The sequence below is a fragment of the Stenotrophomonas sp. ZAC14D2_NAIMI4_7 genome (assembly GCF_003086675.1).
GTDB lineage: Bacteria > Pseudomonadota > Gammaproteobacteria > Xanthomonadales > Xanthomonadaceae > Stenotrophomonas.
Genome location: NZ_CP025995.1, coordinates 684,518 through 705,945 on the forward strand (window position 1 = coordinate 684,518; position 21,428 = coordinate 705,945).

Sequence of the window (21,428 nt, forward strand, 5' to 3'; positions counted from 1 at the left end):
GGGATGAATTTCTCCTGCCGGGCCCGCTGTAGGTAATACTACGGCGCATGTCCGCCGATGCTCACGCCATCCCCACGCCCCAGGCCACCTATGCGCAGCGCGTGGCCTTTGTTTCCGAGATCGCCGGTCGCCTGCACAGCTATGGCACCACGGCCCAGCGCCTGGAGGCCGCCGTGGTGGCGCTGGCGCGGCAACTGGACCTGGATTGTGAGCCGTGGTCGAACCCCACCGGCATCATCCTCAGTTTCAGTGACCCGGCGCGCGCCATCGGTTCCAGTGACATTACCCGTGTGATCCGCCTGGCGCCGGGCGAGAATGACCTGCACAAGCTGAGCGTGGCCGACCGCATTGCCGAGGAAGTGGCCAACGGGCGCATGAGCCTCGCCCAGGGCCATACCGCGCTGCGCCAACTGGACAAGGATCCGGGCCGCCGCGGCAAACTGCGCACCATCCTGTCCTTCAGCCTGGGCGCGGCCGGCGTGGCCGGCATGTGGAAGCTGCCGTGGCTGGACATCGCTACGGCTGGCGTAATCGGCCTGATGATCGGCCTGCTGGGCATGCTGACCGATCGCCGCCCGGCCACCCGCGAAGCCGGCGAAGCGCTGGCCGCGCTGCTGGCCGGCATGGTCGCCACCCTGGTGGCGGCGTTCGTGGGCGCGCTGAATCTCAACACCGTCATCATCGCCTCGCTGGTGGTGCTGCTGCCGGGCATGTCGTTGACCAACGCGGTGAACGAGCTGGCCAGCCAGCACTGGGTATCGGGCACGGCGCGTTTTGCCGGTGCGCTTACCACCATCATGAAACTGAGCGTGGGCGCGATGATCGCGGTCACCCTGGCCGATGTACTTGGCCTGGACCCGGTGATCCGTGCCTCGCGCCCGCAGGGGCCGTGGGTGGAATGGGGCTCGCTGCTGACTGCGGCGTTCGCATTCGCCATGTTGTTCAAGGCCAACCGCCGCGATTACCCATGGGTGATTGCCGCCTCGGTGGCCGGATATGCCATTTCCAAATTCGGCGGCCACGCCTGGGGCGCACCGGCGGGCATTTTCCTGTCAGCCATGCTGCTGACCGCCGGCGGGAATCTGTTTGGCCGCCTGGTCGGTCGCCCGGGCGCGATCATCCGCCTGCCCGGCATCATCATGATGGTGCCCGGCAGCACCAGCCTGCGCGGCGTGCTGACCCTGGTGCAGCAGCAGGACGTGGGCGCCGGCCAGAGCGTGTTCCTGACCGTGCTGAACGTGGTGATGGCGCTGGTGGCCGGCCTGCTGTTCGGCAACCTGCTGATGCCGGCGCGCAAGACCCTGTAATGATCTGGGTGGGTGTGGACCGTCGGTCCACACATCCGGGCAGAAAAAACGCCGGCTTCCGCCGGCGTTTTCTCATTCAAGCCCGGGCAGGACTCAGGCCTTCTTGATCAGGAAATCTTCCGGCTTCTTGTTGCCCTTGGCGGTCAGCTCGGCCATCCAGCGCGGCTGCTTGCCGCGGCCGGTCCAGGTTTCCTTCGGGTTGGCCGGGTTGCGGTACTTCGGTGCCACCTTGCCCAGCTTGCGGCCGGCGGTCTTGGCCGGAGCCTTGGCAGCCTTGCGTGCACGCGGTGCCGGGGCAGCAGCGCCACCGAACAGTTCGTCGATGGTGTAACCCTCGGTCTTGGCCAGCTTGGTCAGCTGGGCGCGCACCTTGGTGATCGGGCGGCGCTTGGCGACGATGGTCTGCTGCTTCTTGGCGGTACGGATCAGGGCGCCCAGCTCTCGTGCCGACAGGCCGCTCAGGTCGATGCTCATGCAGTTACTCCGGGAAATACTAGTGATGGACAGGGACGAGCCGGTCCATGGCGGTCGCTGGACAGGGTAATGTCGATTTACTGCCAGCACAAACATTTATTGGTTACTGATATTACGAATTGCGACTGCCGACATATTCAGACGCTGATGCCACCGGTGGACGCAAAAAAAAAGACCGGGGCGGACCCCGGTCTTTCCATCAGCCCTGCAGTCGCTGCAGCAGGGTGGCCTTGTCCAGGCTCTCGGCCTCGCTGGCCTTGCGCGAGCGGTACTCGTAAGTACCGGCGGCCAGGCCGCGCTCGCTCACCACCACGCGGTGCGGCACACCGATCAGCTCCATGTCGGCGAACATGGCGCCCGGGCGCAGGCCGCGGTCGTCCAGCGCCGCATCCAGGCCGGCGTCACGCAGTTCCTGCAGCAGTGCAGCGGCGGCCTCGGCCACGCCCGCATCGCCCTTCGGGTTGATCACGCAGACCACCACCTGCCAGGGCGCCATCGCCTCGGGCCAGATGATGCCGGCCTCGTCGTGGTTCTGTTCGATGGCGGCGGCCACCACGCGCGAGATGCCGATGCCGTAGCAGCCCATGGTCATCACGGCGGCCTTGCCGTTCTCGTCCAGCACGGTGGCCTGCAGCGCTTCGGCGTACTTGCGGCCGAGCTGGAACACGTGGCCGACCTCGATGCCGCGGGCGATCTTCAGCTCGCCGCCGTCGCGGGCGCGGTCACCGGCACGTACGTTGCGGATATCCACCACCTCCGGTTCCGGCAGGTCGCGGCCCCAGTTCACACCGGCCAGGTGGAAACCGGCCTCGTTGGCACCGACCACGAAGTCGGCCATGGCCGCCACTTCGCGGTCGGCCAGCACGCGGATCGCCTTGGCCGGGCCGACCGGGCCCAGGAAGCCGGGTACGCTGCCCAGGTGCTCGGCGATTTCCGCTTCGCTGGCAAAACGCTGGTCTTCCAGGCCGGCCACCTTGGCCAGCTTGATCTCATTTACTTCGTGGTCGCCGCGCACCAGGGCCAGCACGAAGCCGGCTTCGGTCATCAGCGCCACCGACTTTACGGTGCGCTGCAGGTCGATGCCCAGCAGGGCGGCCACGTCTTCGCAGGTCTTCTGGGTGGGCGTGTCCACCTTGCGCAGGGTTTCAGCGGCGGCCGCGCGCGGGGCCGGATCGGCGGCCACGGCCGCTTCCATGTTGGCCGCATAATCCGAGCCGGTGGAAAACACCAGCGCGTCTTCGCCGGAATCGGCGATCACGTGGAATTCCTGCGACGCATCGCCGCCGATGGCGCCGGAATCAGCCTGCACCATGCGGAAATCCAGACCCAGGCGAGTGAAGATGCGGCTGTAGGCCGTCTTCATGTTTTCGTATTCGCGCACCAGGTCTTCATCGTGCAGGTGGAACGAATACGCATCCTTCATCAGGAATTCGCGCGCACGCATCACGCCGAAACGCGGGCGGATCTCGTCGCGGAACTTGGTCTGGATCTGGTAGAAATTCACCGGCAGCTGCTTGTAGCTGGACAGCTCGCTGCGGGCGAAATCGCACGCCGCTTCTTCGGCGGTGGGGCTGTAGCAGAAGGTCTGTTCCTTGCGGTCCTTGATCTTCAGCAGCTGCGGGCCGAACTTTTCCCAGCGCCCGGTCTGTTCCCACAGTTCCTTGGGCTGGATGGTGGGAATCTGGAATTCCACGGCGCCGGCGCGGTCCATTTCCTCACGCACGATGCGTTCCACCTTGCGCAGCACGCGCAGGCCCAGCGGCGACCAGGTGTACAGGCCCGAGGCGAGCTTGCGGATCATGCCGGCGCGCAGCATCAGCCGGTGGCTGGTCAGCTCGGCGTCGCTGGGGGTTTCCTTGGTGGTGTGCAGGTGGAACTGGGAGAGGCGCATCGTCGGCTTCGGGATAACGGCAGAGACGCCTATTCTGCCAGCCCGGCCGGGGGGTGGGGTACTGGCAGGGCTTGCAGCCCTGCACCCGCTGCAATCAAAGGCAACGTCAACGTCAAAAGCTGGTTTCTTGGGGATGGCGGGGTGGGTCCGGTTGCGGGGGACGCCGTGAATACGTCCCTGTAGGCTTGGCCGCGGCATCCATGCCGCGGACACCCCCGCAACCGGACCCACCCCGCCTTCGACAGACTTCCGCGATCTGCCAGAACGGCTTTCTGCCTTGGTGGGTGTCGACCTTGATCGACACAGATGAATTCATTCGATTTCTGACAGATGTGTCGACCAAGGTCGACACCTACCAACAGACGCCGGCCAACTGTCAGAGGCGGGGCGGTGTCGGAGTGCGGGGTGTCAGCCGCATGGATGCGGCTGCCAAGCCTACACGGACGTACTTGCGGCGTCCCCGCAGTCCGACACCGCCCCGCCATCCCACGGAAAGCCCGCTGTTGATGTTGCCCTTGCCCTTGAATTGAGCAGGTGCAGGGCTGCAAGCCCTGCCGAACCCCCCATCAACCGGCCGGGGGGCAGTAGGCTTTGATGGCGGCTTCGGCCAGGCCCTTCTGTGCGCTGCGCTGTTCCGGGGTCAGGGCCGTGTCTGCCTTGCCGTCGCCATCGGTGTCCTGCATCACCGGGCCGCTGCCGTCCAGCAGGGTCACGTTGGCACGCGCCGTGCTGCACTGCTCCGGCACCGGGGCTGCTTCCGCAGTGGCCGCCGCCTGCGCCTGCGGGCTGCGTGCCTGCTCGCGGGTTTCGTATTTAGCACCGGCCGGCGGCGTCTCCGAATACTGGGTCACGCCCTTGGCGTCCTTCCACTTGTAGACCGGGCCGGCCTGCGCCGTGGCCGTGGCCGTGGCCAACAGCAGCAGAAAACCAAGGCAGGGCAGGGCACGCATGGCAAACTCCACAGAATGGGCGTAGAACGCCGATTGCAGCATTGCCGCCGACCGCTGGCAAGTCGATTAAACTGGATTCCATGGACCCGATCACACCGCCGCCGCGTTCGCGCACGATTTACCTGCTGCCCAACCTGTTCACCACTGCCGGTCTGTTCTCCGGCTTCTACGCGATCATCGCCGCGGCCAACGACCAGTTCGTCAATGCGGCCATCGCCGTGTTCGTGGCGGCGGTGATGGATGGCCTGGACGGGCGCGTGGCGCGCCTGACCGGTACCAGCAGCGAATTCGGCGTGCAGTACGACTCGCTGGCCGACCTGGTCAGCTTCGGCATGGCCCCGGCGCTGGTGATGTACCACTGGTCGCTGTCCGAACTGAAGCTGGACGGTGAGCTGGCCGGCCGCCTCGGCTGGGCCGTCGCCTTCCTGTACGCGGCGTGCGCGGCGCTGCGTCTGGCCCGCTTCAACACCCAGGTGGCGGTGGTCGACAAGCGCTGGTTCGTCGGCCTGGCCAGCCCGGCCGCGGCCGGCTTGATGATGTCCTTCGTCTGGGCCTTTGCCGATGGCACGCTGGGCTGGAGCGGTGACCAGCTGCGCTACGTGGCGCTGGCAGTCACCGTGGTGGCGGCCCTGTTGATGGTCAGCCGGGTGCGCTTCTGGAGCTTCAAGGGCGGTGCTGCCAAGGGCACCCGCTCCGATCGCGTGCCGTTCCTGGTGCTGGCCCTGGTCCCGATCGCCATCGCCATTGCGGTCATTGATCTGCCGCGCGTGCTGCTGGCCGTGGGCGTGTTGTACGCGCTGTCCGGCCCGGTGATGTGGGCGCTGCAACGCCTGCGCAAGAAGCCCGAGGTCGCGTGAGCCAGGACCTGCCCGTGTTGTGGTCACCGGCCCAGCAGGCCTGGCTGCAGGCCATGGGCTACACCGTGTTCCACGACGGCCAGCTGGCCGCCGAGCTGGACGCGGCGCTGCAGTTGAGCGTGGCCGAAGCCGAGGCGTCGTCGACGCCCGCGCCTGCGCCGGAACCGACGCGATCCGCACCGCGCATGGCGCCTGCCGACAGCGCCGATGTTCCGTTCGAGCCGCGTGCCGAGCGCGCCACTGCGCCGCGTCGGCCGCCACCGGTGGTGGCACCGGATACCGCTCCGGCGGCCGCCCGCCCGCTGCCTTCGGGCAACGCGCGGCAGCCGGCGGTGCGGCTGCCCGACCGCCTGCAGATTGCCCTGCTGCGGGCATCGGGCTGCAACCCGAATGACCCGGCCACGCAGGCATTGATGGACAGCTGGCCGCTGGAAACCCTGCGCCGCGACCCGGCCGCCAAGCGCGCGCTGTGGCCGCAGCTGCGCGCGCTGCGCAAGCGGGGCACGCCATGAGCGCGGTCGCCCAGCCGGGACCGGTCAGCCTGCGCGCGCTGCGCGAGAATGACCTCAACGCGGTCATGGCTATCGAGGTGCGCGGCTACCCGTACCCCTGGACCCGTGGCATTTTCCTGGACTGCCTGCGCGCGGGTTACCCCGGGCTGGCGATGGAACAGGACGGCCTGCTGATCGGCTATGGCGTGCTCAGCCTCGCCGCTGACGAAGCGCACGTGCTCAACATCTGCATCGATCCGCTGGTGCAGTCGCGCGGGCTGGGCCGGCAATTGCTGCGCGCGCTGGTCGAGATGGCCCGCAACCGAGGCGCGCAGCGCGTGTTCCTGGAAGTGCGGCCGTCGAACATGCCGGCGCTGCGGCTGTACCACAGCGAAGGCTTCAACGAGATTGGCCGGCGCCCGCGTTACTACCCGGCGGCGCAGGGCCGTGAAGATGCGCTGGTGATGGCCATCGAACTGGTCGCTGACGACGTGCAGGTCATGCCGCCGCTGTAGTTGCTGCTGCGCTCGCCGGGCATGGCCCGCGCTACCTCACGCCAAGCGCAGTGCCAGCACCCCGCCCATGATCAACCCGGCCGCCAGCCAGCGTGCGCGCGGCACGCGTTCGCGCAGCAGGAACACGGAGATCAGCAGCGCGAAGACGATGGACGATTCGCGCAGCGCGGAGACCATTGCCACCTGCACCTGGGTCATCGCCCACAGCGCCATCGCATAGGAGGCGGTGGTGCCGATGCCGCCGGCCACACCCAGCGGCCAATGCTGGCGCGCGTAGGCCAGCACGGCGCGGCGGCGGGTGTACAGCGCCCACGCCGGCAGCGGGATGCCCGACAGCAGGAACAGCCACAGTGTGTAAGCCAACGCGTTGCCCGACTGCCGCGCGCCATGCGCATCGACCAGCGTATAGGTGGCGATCATCAGCGCGGTCAGCAGGGGCAGGCCGAGCTGGCCGCCGCGCGCGCCCAGCGCCATGCACAGGATGCCGGTGCTGACCAGCACCACGCCCAGCCAGGCTGCAGGCGGCAGCGACTGGCCGAGCAGGCTGCCGGCCAGCGCGACCAGGATCGGCGCGCAACCGCGCATCAGTGGGTAGGCCAGGCTCATGTCCACCTGCTGGTAGCAGCGTGCCACCAGTCCGTAGTAGATCACCTGCAGCAGCACCGAGGCCGCCAGCCAGGGCCAGCTGTCTGCTGCGGGGAACGGCAGCAAGGGAAGGGCGGCTGCCGACAGCAGCGCGGCGCTGCCGGTGACCAGCACGGTGCCGAGGAACTTGTCTGGCCCGCGTTTGACGATCGCGTTCCAGCTGGCATGCAGCGCAGCAGCGGCCAGGACCAGCAGGAAGATGGAAAGCGGCATCGACCGATGATGCCATGCGATGGTGGGTGCCAACCCTGGTTGGCACGTCCAGCGATGGCAGGGTAGGTGCCAACCTTGGTTGGCACATCCAGCGATGGCAGGGTAGGTGCCAACCTTGGTTGGCACATCCAGCGATGGCAGGGTAGGTGCCAACCTTGGTTGGCACATCGTTCAGTGCGGACCAAGGTCCGCACCTACCAGAGCGGAAGCAGGGTAGGTGCCAACCTTGGTTGGCACATCGTCCAGTGCGGAAGCAGGGTAGGTGCCAACCTTGGTTGGCACATCCCACCCCTGCAGCGTTACAGCTTCGCGCGCTGTTCCTGCAGGCCCGCCAACTGGGTGTTCCAGTCGACCAGGCGCACGCGCTCCTGCTCGACCACGGCCGGCGGCACCTTGTCGGTGAACTTGGCCAGCTTGGTCTCGCTCTTTTCCTTCTCGCTTTCCACGCGCTTGATCTCCTTGTCCAGGCGCGCGCGCTCGGCATCCAGGTCGACCAGGCCTTCCAGCGGCACCAGCAGCTTCAGCTCGCCCACAATCGCGGCGGCGGCCGGCGGTGCGCTTTCGCCTTCGGCCAGCCACTGGATGCTGTCCAGCTTCAGCAGGAACAACAGCGATGCGCTGAAGCGTTCGATGCGCACCCGATCCTGTTCGAGGCCGGCCTGCAGGCGCAGCGGCACCAGCTTGGACGGGGCCACGTTCAGTTCACTGCGCACGCGGCGCACGGCACTGATCACCGCCTTCAGCCATTCCACGTCGGCCTCGGCCTGGGCGAAATCACCGGCGAATTCGTCGGCGGTGGGGTACGGGCGCAGCGACAGCGTGGTTTCGGCCAGGCCCAGGCGCGGGGCCAGCTGCTGCCACAGCTGCTCGGTGATGAACGGGGTAAGCGGGTGCAGCAGGCGCAGCAGCGCTTCCAGCACGTACAGCAGGGTGTGGCGGGTGCTGTCGGCATCGGCGACGTCGGCACCGTTCAGCGCCGGCTTGCTCAGTTCCAGGAACCAGTCGCAGAACTCGTTCCAGGCGAACTCGTACAGGCACTGCGCCAGCAGGTCGAAGCGGTAGTTGGCGTAATGGCCCTGGGCCTCGGCGGACACCGCGGCCAGGCGCGCCAGGATCCAGCGCTCGGCATCGGTGCGCGGGGTCGGCACGCCGGTGAATGCAGCACCCTCGGTGTTCATCAGGGTGAAGCGGCTGGCGTTCCACAGCTTGTTGCAGAAGTTCTTGTAGCCCTCGGCGCGGTTCATGTCGAACTTGATGTCGCGGCCGTGAGTGGCCAGCGCGGCGATGGTGAAGCGCAGCGCGTCGGCACCGTGGGCGGCAATGCCGTCCGGGAACTCCTTGCGGGTGGCCTTCTCGATCTTCTCCACCATCTTCGGCTGCATCAGGCCGCCGGTGCGCTTGGCCACCAGATCGTCGATGCTGATGCCGTCGATGATGTCCAGCGGGTCGAGCACGTTGCCCTTGCTCTTGGACATCTTCTGGCCCTGGCCGTCGCGGATCAGGCCGGTGAAGTAGACGTCCTTGAACGGGATCTTCCCGGTCAGGTTGTCGGTGGCCATGATCATGCGCGCCACCCAGAAGAAGATGATGTCGAAGCCGGTGACCAGCACCGACGACGGCAGGTAGCGGTCGAAGCCACGCTCGGCCATGGCCTGCTCGTTCGGCCAGCCCAGGGTGGAGAACGGCCAGATCTGCGAGGAGAACCAGGTTTCCAGCACGTCGCTTTCCTGGGTCAGCAGCACGTCGCTGCCCAGGTTGTTCTTTGCGCGCACTTCGTCTTCGCTGCGGCCCACGTAGCAGCTGCCGGTGGCGGCATCGAACCAGGCCGGAATGCGGTGGCCCCACCACAGCTGGCGGCTGATGCACCAATCCTGGATGTTGGTCATCCAGTGGCGGTAGGTGTTGATCCAGTTCGGCGGCACGAACGCGATGCTGCCGTTCTCGACCAGTTCCAGGCCACGACGCGCCAGCTCGTCCATCTTCACGAACCACTGATCGGTCAGGTAGGGCTCGATCACCTGGCCGGTGCGGTCGCCGCGCGGCACCTGCAGCTTGTGCGCCTTGGTTTCCACCAGGATGCCCAGGTCTTCCAGTTCGGCCAGCACGGCCTTGCGGGCTTCGTAACGGTCCAGGCCCTGGAAGCGTTCGGGCGCGTTTTCATTCAGCGCCGCCACCGGGGTGAACAGGTTGATCATCGGCAGGCTGTGGCGCACGCCCACCTGGTAATCGTTGAAATCGTGCGCCGGGGTGACCTTGACCACGCCGGTACCGAACGCGCGGTCCACGTAGTCATCGGCGATCACCGGCACGCGGCGGCCGGTCAGCGGCAGCACCACCTGCTTGCCGATCAGGTGCGCATAGCGCTCGTCTTCCGGGTGCACCATCACCGCGGTGTCGCCCAGCAGGGTTTCCGGGCGGGTGGTGGCCACCACCAGGTAATCGCGGGTTTCGCGCAGGGTTTCCACGCCGTCGGCATCGCGCTCGACGTGCTCGTAGCTCAGGCCTTCGTCCAGCGTGTAGGCGATCGACCACAGGAAGCCGTCTTCCTCGGCGCTCTCCACTTCCAGGTCGGAAATGGCGGTCTTCAGCACCGGATCCCAGTTGACCAAGCGCTGGCCACGGTAGATCAGGCCCTGTTCGTGCCAGCGCACGAAGGCCTCGACCACCGCTTCGGACGGCTGCGGGTCCATGGTGAAGGTGCTGCGCGACCAGTCGGCCGAGGTGCCCAGGCGGCGCATCTGCCGCTCGATGGTGTCACCGGACTGCTGCTTCCACTCCCACACCTTGCCGATGAAGCCTTCGCGGCCCAGCGAATCGCGGGTCTCGCCCTTGCCTTCCAGCGCCAGGTTGCGGCTGACCACCATTTCGGTGGCGATGCCGGCGTGGTCGGTACCCACCTGCCACAGCGTGTCGTAGCCGCGCATGCGGTGGTAGCGCACCAGCGCATCCATCAGGGTCTGCTGGAAGGCATGGCCCATGTGCAGGGTGCCGGTCACGTTCGGCGGCGGCAGCAGGATGGTGTAGGGCTCACCCTGGCCGGACGGCTTGAAGTGGCCGGCGTCTTCCCAGGCCTTGTAGAGGTCGGTCTCGAAGGACGTCGGGTCGTAGCTGGAGGCGAGTTGGGTCATGCGGGGGAACCAGGAGGTAATCGTTGAAGGATCAGGGCGCGGCAGCGGCCCATCAAGGGGGCCGGCGCGGCCTTACATGTCGTGCTTGTTCAGGTCGTAGCCGGCGGTCTTGTACTGGCGCCAGCGCTCGCGCAGCGGTTCGCGCGCTTCCGGGTCGGCCGGCACCACTTCCAGCACGCGCTCGCACTGGCCCAGCCAGGGCTCGTCGCGCAGGTTGATCACCAGCGGGCGCATCGGCGCTTCGTCGCCGGGGATGGAAATCAAGACCACGGCCTCTTCCTCGTCCACGTCCTCGCCCACGATCTGGTGCGGGATGTAGGCATCCTCGTCGAACGACCAGAGCAGTTCGTCCAGCTCTTCGGCCTGGGCCTGGTCGCGGGCCAGTACCAGGGCGGGCAGCCCGGCATCGTTGGCCTTGCGCGCCAGTTCGCAGACCAGGCGCAGCGGCTCGGTCAGGAAGCGGGGCTTGGCGATCAGGTAGAAATCAGCGCGGGGCATGGCAGGGTCCGGGTCGGGCAGGGGCCCGGCGTGCCGGGCGGGGGCAGGCCGGAGGATGCCCCGGCCGGCAGGCGCCGGCCAGGGGCAGGTACGGCATCAGGCACGGGCGACCTGGTCCAGCAGCCACTGGCTGAGCAGGCCCACCGGGCGGCCGGTGGCCATGCCACGCTTGCCTTCGTCGCTGGCCACGCCGGCGATGTCCAGGTGCGCCCAGCGCTGCCCTTCGGCAAAGCGCGACAGGAAGCAGCCGGCGGTGATGGCGCCGGCCCAGCGGCCGCCGATGTTGTAGACGTCGGCGAAGGTCGAATCCAGCATCGGCTGGTACTCGTCCCACAGCGGCAGGCGCCAGGCGCGGTCGAACACGTGCTCGCCGGCGGCCAGCAGTTCGTTGGCCAGGTCGTCGTGCTTGCTCATCAGGCCGGCGGTCTGGTGGCCCAGGGCGACCATGCAGGCGCCGGTCAGCGTCGCCACGTCCACCAGGGCCTGCGGTTCGAAGCGCTGTGCATAGGTCAGCGCGTCGCACAGGATCAGGCGGCCTTCGGCGTCGGTATTGCCCACTTCGATGGTCTTGCCCGACATCGAGGTGATCACGTCGGACGGGCGGTACGCATTGCCGTCAATGGCGTTTTCCACGGCCGGCACCACCACCACCAGGTTCAGCGGCAGCCTGGCCTTCACGGCCGCGACGAAGGTGCCGATGACGTTGGCGCCACCGCACATGTCGTACTTCATTTCCTCGATGCCGCCCTGGGTCTTCAGGTTCACGCCACCGGTATCGAAGGTGATGCCCTTGCCGACCAGCACGTAGGGCTTGGCATCGGCAGCACCGGTCCACTTCAGCACGACCAGGCGCGGGCGGTTGGCCGAACCGCGGGCCACGGCCAGCAGCGAGCCCATGCCCAGCGCTTCCATCTGGGTTTCGTCGAGGATTTCGGCCTCGGCCCCCGCGTGCTCACCGGCGAACTTCACGCCCACTTCAGCCAGGTAGGCCGGGGTGCAGTAGTTCGGCGGCAGGTTGCCCAGCTCGCGGGCGAACTCGACGCCGGCGGCGATGGCCAGGCCCTGGGCCAGGGCCTGGGCGTCATCACCGGCGATGGACAGCTGGGCCAGACCGGCGTCATCGGCCTTCTTCTTGCCCAGGGTGGCGGTGTAGCGGTAGGCGGCGTGGTCGGCGGCAATGACCGCCTGGCGGATCGCCCAGGCCGCGTCGCGGTCCTTGATGGCCACTTCGGACAGGGTGAACAGCGCGCTGCGGGCGGCACCGGCCTTCAGCGCGCGCACGGCGTCGCCAACGGCCTTCAGGTACTGCGGCACGCCGAAACGGGCGGCATCGCCCAGGCCGACCACCAGTACGCGCGGGGCCGACACGCCCGGCAGGTCGTGCAGCAGGGTGGTGGCGCCGGTCTTGCCGGACAGGTCGCCGCGCTGGGCCAGGGCGGCCAGGCGGCCGCCACTGGCGGCGTCCAGCGCCTGCGCGGCCGGGGTCAGGCTGTGGTCGGCATAGGCGCCGACCACCAGGCAGTCAACGGTGGCGGCAGCCGGAGCGAGGTGGTTCAGGGTGAATTCGAGGGCCATTGAGCAGATTCCATTGGCGAGTCCGTACAATCGCAGGCCGTTTACGCCCAGACAGTAGACTGGGCGGCACCGCGAACGAACCCCAGAGTTTAAACCACCGCCCCATGTTGAAGCTCGACCGATACCTGCTGGGCGATTTCGTCCAGAGTTTCCTGGCTACCCTGATCGTCCTGCTGGTGGTCAGCGTGGGCGGCGTGCTGGTGGACATCCTCGGCAACATCGCCGACGGACGCCTGCCGGCCAAGCTGCTGTTCTCACAGCTGGGCCTGCAGTTCATCGCCTACATGCCGCTGATCCTGCCGCTGGCGCTGATGCTGGGCCTGCTGCTGGCCATCGCCCGGCTCTACCGCGATTCGGAAATGGCAGTGATCACCGCCATTGGCGTGGGCCCCAAGCGCCTGCTGCGCCCCCTGCTGATGCTGGTGGTGCCGGTGGTGCTGGTGGTGGGCGCCTGTTCGCTGTGGCTGGGCCCCTGGGCCGGGCGCACCGCCGAACAGATGATCCAGGACGCCAACCGCAGCGTGCTGATGGCCGGCCTGGAGCCGGGCCGGTTCACCCCGCTGCCCAATGGTGGGGTGGTCTACCTGTCCTCGATTTCGCCCGATGGCACCCAGCTGGGCAAGGTGTTCCTGCAGCGGCAGAAGGACGACCGCCTGGAAGTGGTGTCCGCCGCCGGCGGTCGCATGTACTTCGAAGGCGAGCGCCAGCGCTTCCTGGAACTGGACGACGGCCACCAGCTGGAGGGCCCGCTGGCCGGCGCGCTGGATTACCGGCTGGCCACCTTCGCTCGCAATGACGTGGCCCTGCCCGACGGTACCGAGGCGCGCAAGGACGATGATCCGGAGCTGATGGCGACCACGAAGTTGATCAGCGATGACCGCCCGGAGGCCCAGGCCCAGCTGCACCGCCGCCTGGCGCCGCCGCTGATCGCGCTGGCCTTCGCCCTGCTGACCGTGCCGCTGGGGCGCAGCTCACCGCGCCAGCAGCGCTACGGGCGCATGATGCTGGCCCTGCTGGCCTACATGGTGGGCACCAACCTGACCTTCATCGGCGCCGGCTGGATCGCTGACGGCAAGATTCCCGGCGCGCTGGGCCTGTGGTGGCTGACCCTGCCGCTGCTGGCGTTCGCCATCTGGATGTACGCGCGCGATGGCCGCCTGGCCCGCCCGAAGGGAGGCCGCGCATGAAGCTGCGCCCGATGCGTTTCGATTTCTACTTGGGCCGTGCGGTGTTCACCACCGTGCTGCTCACCTGGGCGGTGCTGACCGGCCTGGACGTGGTGATGGCCTTCTCCGGTGAGTTCAAGGACATCGGCAAGAACGGTTACTCGCTGGGCCATGCCGCGGCGTGGGTGCTGTACACGGTGCCCCGCCGCGCCTACACCTTCTTCCCCACCGCCGCGGTGATCGGCGCGCTGATGGGCCTGGGCCAGCTGGCGGCCACCTCCGAACTGACCGCGCTGCGCGCGTTGGGCCTGTCGCGCAAGCGCCTGAGCGTGTCGGTGGCCATCGCCCTGTCGTTGCTGACCGGGCTGATGGTGATCAGTGCCGAGACTCTGGGCCCCTGGGGCCAGAACCGCGCCGATGCGCTGAAGATGAGCGCCAAGTGGGGCACCGACATCGCCGTGGCCCGTTATTCGGGCATGTGGGCGCGCGAGGGCGATACCTTCCTGAATGCCGCCAGTGGTGAAGAGCAGCTGGTGGGCGAGAAGGGCACGCGGCTGATCCTGCGTGACGTGCGCCTGTACCAGATTGCCGACGACGGCCGCATCGCCACGCTCACCCATGCCGCCACTGCCGAGCACGACAAGGACGGCTGGGTGCTGACCGGTGTGCGCCGGGATACCTTCGGCGAACGCTCGGCCACCCGCCAGGAAGCAGCCCGCGAACCGTGGAATTCGAAGCTGGATGCCGGCGCGCTGGCCACCGGCATCGCCAAGCCGCGCAACCTGAGCGTGTCCGAGCTGAGCACCAGCATTGCCTACCGCGAGCGCAACGGCCTGGATGCGCGTGATTTCGAGGATGTGTACTGGAGCCGCTGGTTCTACCCGGTGAACGTGCTGGCGCTGTGCCTGGCCGCCGTGCCGTTCGCCTTCGGTTCGCTGCGCAGCGGCGGCATGGGCAAGCGCCTGTTCCTGGGCATCCTGTTCGCGCTGGGCTTCTGGCTGCTGCAGTTGTTCTTCGGCCGCATGGCCGGTGCGTTGAAGTTCGATTACCGCATTGCCTACGCGTTGCCGCCCATCGTCATGCTGGCGGTGTCCGGCTGGCTGTTCAGGCGCCGGTAGCGTCGGCGCGGCCGCCGGCCGCCCTCACCCCGTTTCAAAGGACCCGGCAGGTCCGCGCCTTTCCGCGCGGGCCCTGCCTTCACCGCGAGCGCGCGCGTTGCGCATCTCGCTTCACTTCAAGGATGAACATGATCCGCGCACGTCTGTTTCCCTCGCTTGCCGCCCTGCTGTTGCTGGTCGGCTGTTCAGGTCCGGTCGATTTCGAGATCGACAACCCCACCGACACGCCGGTCACCCTGACCATCGACGCGCAGCCGCACGTCATTCCGGCGCACACCACGGTACCGATCAGCCTGGAGCCCGGCCAGCACCGGCTGCAGAACGAGAAGATCGGCACGGTGCGCATGGTGGTCTATGCCGATGGCATCGGTGGCCTGATCAACCCGACGCTGGGCGAGTACGTCATCGTCACCGAGCAGTACGTCACCAGCAAGACCAATTCCGGCGGGCTTGCGTCGAAGGTCGAGCTCAATGACGTGGTGATCGACGGTCCCTACGTGAAGGCGACCGGCCTGTTCATTCCGCGCAGCTGGGACGTGGGCCTGCTGGGTGAACTGCCGACCACGGTGGTCTCCAACAGCCCGGACACGTCTTCGGACTACCGCACCAAGCTCTTCAACGTGCCCGGCTTCTTTGAGTACCTGGACGCCGAGGACGATCTGCGGGCCGCCTTCGGGCCCGCGGGTTACCAGACCCCGCAGGCAACGGTCGCGTTCACCGAAACCAGCCTGCCGGAGCTGCCGGCCGCATTCGAGGAACAGGGCAAGCCGATGCGCGACCTGTACGCGCAGTATCTGGCCGCCAGCGATGCCGGTGAGCAGAAGCGCCTGAAGAAGGCCAGTCTGAAGCTGTGGCAGGAGTTCGCCAAGGCCCAGGGCAAGCTCAACGGCAAGATCCCGGTGCCCGATGACGTCAAGGCCACCGCGTTCTCGTCGCAGTTCTTCGAACTGTGGGCACAGCCGGCGGTGATCCTGCCAGCTGACCGGTAGCGCCGGGCCATGCCCGGCCGATTCCTTCAGCGCTTGGGCACCCGCACCATACGGGTGCCACTGGCGCGGTCGTGCCAGGTCAGGCGTTCGCGATCCAGCCACGCCCACCAGAACCCCAGCCCGCCCAGCAGCAGCGACAGCGTGCCCATGGCGAAACGCCGCCACAACTGGCCGCGCCGCAGCGCCGTGCCATCGCGCGTTTCCAGCTTCAGCCGCCACGGGCGCATGCCCAGCGTCTGCCCGCCGCGCCGCCAGCTGGCCGTGGCATAGGCACCGGTGATGACCCAGCACACCGCCCACAGCAGCCACTGCCAGGCACTGAACGGTGCGATGTTGTCGCGCTGCGCATGGCCACTGACCGTATAGGCCACGGTGAACACCGTGCCGGCCAGCATCCACAGCGCCAGCACCGGCCACAGGTCGTAGAACAGGGCCAGCAGGCGCCACAGCAGCAACGTGCGGGGGCGATCGGAACCGGGCGCGGCCGCGGGGACCCTTTCACTGGCGGGGCTGGACATGCGCCGAGCATACGCAAAGCTGGCCCTGCCCGCAGCGGCCCACGTATCCTGCGTGCATGGCCGTTGTTTCCACCCCCGCCGAGCGTCGCCAACTGGTCCAGCAACTGCCCGAGCCGCGCGGCGAAGACAGTGCGCGCGTCCAGCGTTTCCTGGACGCGGCCTGGGCCGAGAATGGCCTGGCCCGCGCCACCCTGGACAGCTACCGGCGCGATCTGGAAGGCCTGGCGCGCTGGCTGGACGGCCGCGATGGCGGCCTGGCCGGGGTAGAACGCCCGGGCCTGTTCGATTACCTGGCCTGGCGCACGCGTCATGGCTGGTCGCCGCGCAGCAACGCACGTCTGCTGTCCGCCCTGCGCGCCTTCTTTGCCGATGCCGTGCGCCGTGGCGAGCGCAGCGAAGACCCCAGTGCGCTGCTGGATCCGCCGAAGCTGCCGCGCCTGCTGCCCAAGGCCCTGGCCGAGAGCCAGATCGATGCACTGCTGGCGGCACCGGATATCGACAGCCCGCTGGGCCTGCGCGATCGGGCCATGCTGGAACTGATGTACGCCGCGGGCCTGCGCGTGAGCGAACTGGTGCTGCTGCCGGCCACGGCCGTGAACCTGCGCCAGGGCGTGCTGCGGGTGACCGGCAAGGGCAGCAAGGAACGCTTGGTACCGCTGGGCGAAGAGTCGCAGCACTGGCTGGAACGTTACCTGCACGACGCGCGCCCGCTGATGGTGGGCAAGGGCAAAGTGCAGGCGCTTGCCGACGGGCAGACGCCGTTGTTCATCGAACCCAGCCTGCACGCACTGACCCGGCAGGCGTTCTGGCACCTGGTCAAGCGGCACGCGCAGGTGGCCGGCATCGACCCGGCGCGGATCAGCCCGCACGGCCTGCGCCACAGTTTCGCCACCCACCTGCTGAACCGTGGTGCAGACCTGCGCGCGCTGCAGATGCTGCTGGGCCACAGTTCGCTGTCCACCACCCAGATCTACACGCTGGTTGCGCGCGAGCACTTGCAACAGCTGCACGCCCGCCACCACCCACGCGGCTGAGCGGGCGGCTGAACCCGCGCGCGGGTGTGTGCTCGCGTTCGCGGTGCCGCTGCCGGGCCTGTGTCAGAATCGGAAGTCATCTTCCCAGCAGGTTGCTCCATGCTCCGATTCGCCATTGCCGCTGTGTTCGGCGCGCTCAGCCTGACCGCCTGTGCGCAGCCGGCACCGCCCGCCGCCAAGGCCCCTGCTGCTGCGGCCCCCCGGCCGGCGGCGGCCAACCCTGCCGCCGAACAGGCAGTGCGCACCGCGCTGTCGGCACTGAACCCGGGCTTCACCATCGACTACATCGGCGCCGCGCCGTTCCCCGGCTTCCGCGAAGTGCTGGTGTCGGGCCAGCTGCTGTACGTGTCCGACGATGGCCGCTACCTGTTCCAGTCGCAGCCGTATGACACCCAGGCGCGCGGGCCGGCCAACAGTGCGGGGCTGCTGGATTACCGGCGTGGCCTGCTGGCCAAGGCCAACCATGGCGACCGCATCGTGTTCGCCGCGCCGAATGCCAAGTACACCATCAGCGTGTTCACCGACATTGAGTGCGGGTACTGCCGCAAGCTGCACCAGGACATCGCCGAGCTCAATCGCAACGGCATCACCGTCGAATACCTGGCGTTCCCGCGCATGGGGCTGGGCAGCAAGGACTACACCGACATGATCTCGGTCTGGTGCGCGGCTGATCGCCGGCAGGCGCTGACCAACGCCAAGCGCGGTGGCAGTGTGCCGGCCAAGAACTGCACCAACCCGGTGGCCATGCAGTACGCACTGGGCCAGCAGCTGGGGGTGAATGGCACGCCGGCCATCTTCGCGCCCGATGGCACCCAGCTGGGCGGCTACCTGCCGCCGGCACAGCTGCGCGCCGCGCTGGAGAAGCTGTCGGCCAAGCGTTGATTGGAATGCCGCCGGGGTTGCCCCGGCGGATGTCGCACGTCTGCGAAAGGCCGGGGACGCGATGCGTCCCCGGCCTTTTGCTTACTTCAAGCCATCACTGACCGCCTTGGTCAGCGTGCCCTGCGCATCGTCGCCGCTGAATTCCCAGACGAACGCGCCGCCCAGGCCCTGGGTCTTCACGTACCCCATCTTGCGGGTGATGTTGGCCGGGGTGTCGAAGCTCCAGAGCGTGCTGCCGTTGTAGATCCAGGTGGCACCGGCGGTGTTGTCGGTGTAGCTGGACCACGCCAGGTTCTTCAGCACCTTCCAGTCTTCGATGCCGGCTTCGTAGGTGCCTGGTGCCGCACCGGTGGCGGTCTGGTACAGGCCGTTGTTGGCGTTGGCCACCCCGGTCCAGCCACGCCCGTAGTAGCCGATGCCCAGGTTCAACTTGGCTGCCGGCACGCCGCGGCTGATGAACGCCTCGATCGCATCGTTGCTGTTGTACAGCGCGGTATCACCGGTGGACGGATCATTGGGCGAATCGAACAGCGCCGAGTGGTGATTGGTCTTCGCATCCCACGCGCCGTGGAAGTCGTAGGTCATCACGTTGATGTAGTCCAGGTACGGGTGGTACGCGGCCGGGTCGGTCACCCGCACCTTGTCGATGCCGGCACCCACCGCCACGGTGAGCAGCAGCCCGGGGCGCACCGCATCCAGCTGGCGGCGGAACTCGGCAAGCAGCGCGGTGAAGTTGGCATTGTCCTCCGGCGTGCCGCAGGCCAGGCCACAGGCCACCGGGTATTCCCAGTCGATGTCGATGCCGTCGAATACGCCCAGTGCCGCACCGGTGCCGCCTGCGCCGTCGGTCACCGGCAGGTTGCCCTTGATGTAGGCGTCGATGCACGAGGCCACGAACGCCTGCCGATTGGCCGGCTGCGCGGCGCTGGAGAAACCACGCGACCAGGTCCAGCCGCCCAGCGAGATCAGCACCTTCACGTTGGGGTACTTCGCCTTCAGCTGCTTCAACTGGTTCCAGTTGCCGCGCAGCGGCTGGTCCCAGCTGTCGGCGCTGCCGCTTACGCTTTCGCCTGCACCGAAGGCCTTGGTGTAGTCGGCGAAGGCGTCGCCACCCACGCCCGTGTTCGGATCGGAGGCCTGGGTGACGCCCACTTCGCAGCGGTTGTTGCGCACGTTGCCAAAGGCGTAGTTGATGTGGGTGAGGTGGGCGGCCGAGCCGCTGCTGTCGATGTTCTTCACCCGGTAGTTGCGGCCATAGATGCCCCACTGGGTGAAGTAGCCGATGACCCGCTTGCCGGTGCCGCTACCGCTGTCGGCCAGGGTGGTGGCGCTGGTCGCGGTGCCCTGTGCCGAGGCATTGCCGGCGTTGTCGCGGGCTCGCACGCGGTAGCTGTAGGTGGTGGAGGCGGTCAGGCCGCCGTCGACATAGCTGGCGCTGGACGGCGAGCCGACCAGGCTGCCGTTGCGGTACACGTCGTAGCCGGCCACACCGCTGCCGCCGGCGTTGTCGGTGGACGGGTTCCAGCTGAGCGCAATGCTGCTGGACGTGCGCGTTCCCACCGCCAGGCCACCGGGCACGCTGGGCGCGGTGGTATCGCCGCTGGCCGCGTTCACCGTGATGGTGATGGTGGGCGTGCTGGTGGTGGCGTTGTTGTTGTCGGTCGCGACCGCGCGCAGGGTGTGGCTGCCGGCGCTGGCGTTGGCCCAGCTGGCGCTGTACGGGGCGCTGGTGTCCACCCCGATGGAACTGCCATCGCGGAAGAACTCGACCTTGCTGACACTGCCGTCGGTGTCGCTGGCGGAGGCGCTGACCGTGATCGTGCTGCCCGCGCTGAAGCTGGCGCCATTGGCCGGGGAGGTCAGGCTGACCACCGGCGGCTGGTTGGCGCTGCTGCCATCACAGGCGCCCAGGTTGGTGTAGTAGGGCGCCCCGGCCGGGTGGTCCGGCGGGGCGTTCCAGATGTCCTGGTTGGCCCGGTAGAGCACGCCTGCCTTCTGCAGGGTGTCGCCGGCCCGGTAGATTCTGGCCTGGTCCCATTCGGCCACGCCGGCACAGCTGGCGGCCTGGGCCAGGCCGGGCAGGGCGACGGCCCCGGCGGCCAGGGCCAGCAGCCAGGCCAGGCGGCGCGGGCGACAGCGGCGGGGGGAAGGTTCGGCACTGCGTACATCGGCACTCTGCACAAACGTGTCGTACATGGTGTTTCTCCGATCGACCAAGAGGCGCGCGGGCCCCGATGGCACCGCGCGTAACGCAGGTCCGGGCGTCGCCGGGGAAGGCGACGGTGGGAGCGGACGGGGTACCTGGCCGGGCCGGGGAGAGAGTCCGGCTGGCCGGGTAGGGACAACGTTGTCATCAATTGCCGGGTCAATCCGTGAGCCAGCGCATGGTTCCGGGATTTCGGGGTTCCCGCGAAGAGCGGCGCTGGCGCGCGGTTGGCTGCCATCGGCGGAGCCCCCTCGTGGCTGCGGATTGCGGCGAACAGCGGATTTCTGGGGGAGGGCCGGGCGGGTGGGTTGCGCAGGGGACGCTGCAAGTACGTCCTTGTAAGCTCGTAGGCGCCATCCATGGCGCCTGCGCCCCTGCGCAACCCACCCGCCCGGCCACGGACAGGTTCCTGCGCGCGCCAGCCACGAAAGACAAAAGAAAAATTCAAAAGCAGACGCCGGTCGCTGCGCTCTCATCCACGCCATGCGTGGATGGATCCATCCGATATCGCAACAGATCCGGGGTCAGAGCCCGTTGTGAAGCAACGGGATCCGACCCCGTGCCGTTCCGGCAGCTCGCGGGAAACTGTCGGAGGCGGGGTGGGTCCGGTTGCGGGGGTGTGAGCGGCATGGATGCCGCGACCAAGCCCCCATGGTGAAGTGACCCCCGGGAGTTGGACACCTGATCCGACCCCGAGGTTTGCATGAATAGATATGAGGTTTGTTTCAAATTGCAGGTCGCCAAGGAGGCCTGTAACACCTCCACATCGGTCAAGGCCGTTGCCCGCCGCCATGGCCTGGAGTTCTCCACGGTGAGGCGGTGGGCAGCGACCTACCGGCTGCATGGTCGTCAGGGGTTTAACCGCAAACCCCGGTCTTACGATCTCCAGTTCAAGCTGGCCGTCCTGGAGAAGATGAGCCAGGACGGCATGTCCGCGCGCGAAGCGACCACTTTCTTCCAGATCGGCAGCG

Annotated in this window: 19 protein-coding genes; 10 read left to right on the forward strand and 9 right to left on the reverse strand. The window is 67.8% G+C overall.

Annotated elements, in window-relative coordinates:
* The first annotated feature begins 47 nt into the window (after positions 1-47).
* Complete coding sequence (locus C1922_RS03090) at positions 48-1,307, forward strand: threonine/serine exporter family protein (RefSeq protein WP_108748451.1); 1,260 nt, start codon at positions 48-50, stop codon at positions 1,305-1,307.
* Between the two features lie 93 nt (positions 1,308-1,400).
* Here the strand turns inward: C1922_RS03090 and C1922_RS03095 are convergent, their stop codons facing one another.
* From C1922_RS03095 to C1922_RS03115, 3 genes are all read right to left on the reverse strand, one after another.
* Positions 1,401-1,781, reverse strand: a complete 381-nt coding sequence (locus C1922_RS03095; protein WP_108748452.1) for an H-NS histone family protein — start codon at positions 1,779-1,781, stop codon at positions 1,401-1,403.
* 199 nt (positions 1,782-1,980) lie between these two features.
* Positions 1,981-3,672: a proline--tRNA ligase gene (locus C1922_RS03100; protein ID WP_108748453.1), complete on the reverse strand. Its 1,692-nt coding sequence runs from the start codon at positions 3,670-3,672 to the stop codon at positions 1,981-1,983.
* Positions 3,673-4,238: 566 nt separating this feature from the next.
* A complete protein-coding gene (locus C1922_RS03115) occupies positions 4,239-4,622 on the reverse strand; it encodes a DUF4124 domain-containing protein (protein ID WP_108751463.1) in 384 nt (127 codons plus the stop codon).
* A gap of 80 nt (positions 4,623-4,702) precedes the next feature.
* On the opposite strand from C1922_RS03115, the gene pssA reads away from it, so the two are divergent.
* From pssA to rimI, 3 genes are read left to right on the forward strand one after another with little or no spacing between them, the layout of a single operon-like run.
* Positions 4,703-5,479, forward strand: coding sequence for a CDP-diacylglycerol--serine O-phosphatidyltransferase (gene pssA / locus C1922_RS03120; RefSeq protein ID WP_108748455.1), 777 nt, complete (start codon positions 4,703-4,705; stop codon positions 5,477-5,479).
* Between the two features lie 53 nt (positions 5,480-5,532).
* Positions 5,533-5,991 (forward strand): hypothetical protein, encoded by a 459-nt coding sequence (locus C1922_RS03125; protein WP_199912250.1) that lies wholly within the window; start codon positions 5,533-5,535, stop codon positions 5,989-5,991.
* Entirely contained in the window at positions 5,988-6,485 is a 498-nt protein-coding gene (rimI, locus tag C1922_RS03130; protein ID WP_108748457.1) for a ribosomal protein S18-alanine N-acetyltransferase, read from the forward strand. The genes C1922_RS03125 and rimI overlap by 4 nt, the downstream gene beginning before the upstream one ends.
* Before the next feature lie 36 nt (positions 6,486-6,521).
* Here rimI and C1922_RS03135 read toward each other — a convergent pair whose 3' ends face one another.
* From C1922_RS03135 to C1922_RS03150, 4 genes are all read right to left on the reverse strand, one after another.
* Positions 6,522-7,343, reverse strand: a complete 822-nt coding sequence (locus C1922_RS03135) for an EamA family transporter (RefSeq protein ID WP_108748458.1) — start codon at positions 7,341-7,343, stop codon at positions 6,522-6,524.
* A 299-nt stretch (positions 7,344-7,642) separates the two neighbouring features.
* The gene (locus tag C1922_RS03140; protein WP_108748459.1) at positions 7,643-10,471 is read right to left on the reverse strand and encodes a valine--tRNA ligase; all 2,829 of its coding nucleotides are present in this window, start codon (positions 10,469-10,471) and stop codon (positions 7,643-7,645) included.
* A 72-nt stretch (positions 10,472-10,543) separates the two neighbouring features.
* Entirely contained in the window at positions 10,544-10,969 is a 426-nt protein-coding gene (locus C1922_RS03145) for a DNA polymerase III subunit chi (protein WP_108745936.1), read from the reverse strand.
* 96 nt (positions 10,970-11,065) lie between these two features.
* Entirely contained in the window at positions 11,066-12,544 is a 1,479-nt protein-coding gene (locus C1922_RS03150) for a leucyl aminopeptidase (protein ID WP_108748460.1), read from the reverse strand.
* Between the two features lie 104 nt (positions 12,545-12,648).
* Here C1922_RS03150 and lptF point away from each other — a divergent pair, with 104 nt between their 5' ends.
* From lptF to C1922_RS03165, 3 genes are all read left to right on the forward strand, one after another.
* On the forward strand, positions 12,649-13,731 hold the full coding sequence (gene lptF / locus C1922_RS03155; RefSeq protein WP_108748461.1) for an LPS export ABC transporter permease LptF: 1,083 nt from the start codon (positions 12,649-12,651) through the stop codon (positions 13,729-13,731).
* A complete protein-coding gene (gene lptG, locus C1922_RS03160; protein WP_108748462.1) occupies positions 13,728-14,828 on the forward strand; it encodes an LPS export ABC transporter permease LptG in 1,101 nt (366 codons plus the stop codon). The genes lptF and lptG overlap by 4 nt, the downstream gene beginning before the upstream one ends.
* Positions 14,829-14,956: 128 nt before the next feature.
* Positions 14,957-15,817, forward strand: coding sequence for a hypothetical protein (locus tag C1922_RS03165; protein ID WP_108748463.1), 861 nt, complete (start codon positions 14,957-14,959; stop codon positions 15,815-15,817).
* 26 nt (positions 15,818-15,843) lie between these two features.
* Here C1922_RS03165 and C1922_RS03170 read toward each other — a convergent pair whose 3' ends face one another.
* Entirely contained in the window at positions 15,844-16,335 is a 492-nt protein-coding gene (locus C1922_RS03170) for an RDD family protein (protein WP_108748464.1), read from the reverse strand.
* Positions 16,336-16,391: 56 nt separating this feature from the next.
* On the opposite strand from C1922_RS03170, the gene xerD reads away from it, so the two are divergent.
* Together xerD and C1922_RS03180 are read left to right on the forward strand one after the other, a co-directional pair.
* Positions 16,392-17,369: a site-specific tyrosine recombinase XerD gene (xerD, locus tag C1922_RS03175; RefSeq protein WP_108748465.1), complete on the forward strand. Its 978-nt coding sequence runs from the start codon at positions 16,392-16,394 to the stop codon at positions 17,367-17,369.
* A gap of 99 nt (positions 17,370-17,468) precedes the next feature.
* Positions 17,469-18,251 carry a DsbC family protein gene (locus C1922_RS03180; RefSeq protein ID WP_108748466.1) on the forward strand — a complete coding sequence of 261 codons (783 nt, stop codon included), beginning with the start codon at positions 17,469-17,471 and terminating at the stop codon, positions 18,249-18,251.
* Between the two features lie 81 nt (positions 18,252-18,332).
* On the opposite strand, the gene C1922_RS03185 is transcribed toward C1922_RS03180, so the two are convergent.
* Positions 18,333-20,447 (reverse strand): glycosyl hydrolase family 18 protein, encoded by a 2,115-nt coding sequence (locus C1922_RS03185; RefSeq protein WP_108748467.1) that lies wholly within the window; start codon positions 20,445-20,447, stop codon positions 18,333-18,335.
* Positions 20,448-21,160: 713 nt separating this feature from the next.
* On the opposite strand from C1922_RS03185, the gene C1922_RS20625 reads away from it, so the two are divergent.
* Positions 21,161-21,428, forward strand: a 268-nt coding sequence (locus tag C1922_RS20625; RefSeq protein ID WP_234413458.1) for a transposase, incomplete at its 3' end; no start/stop codon positions are given.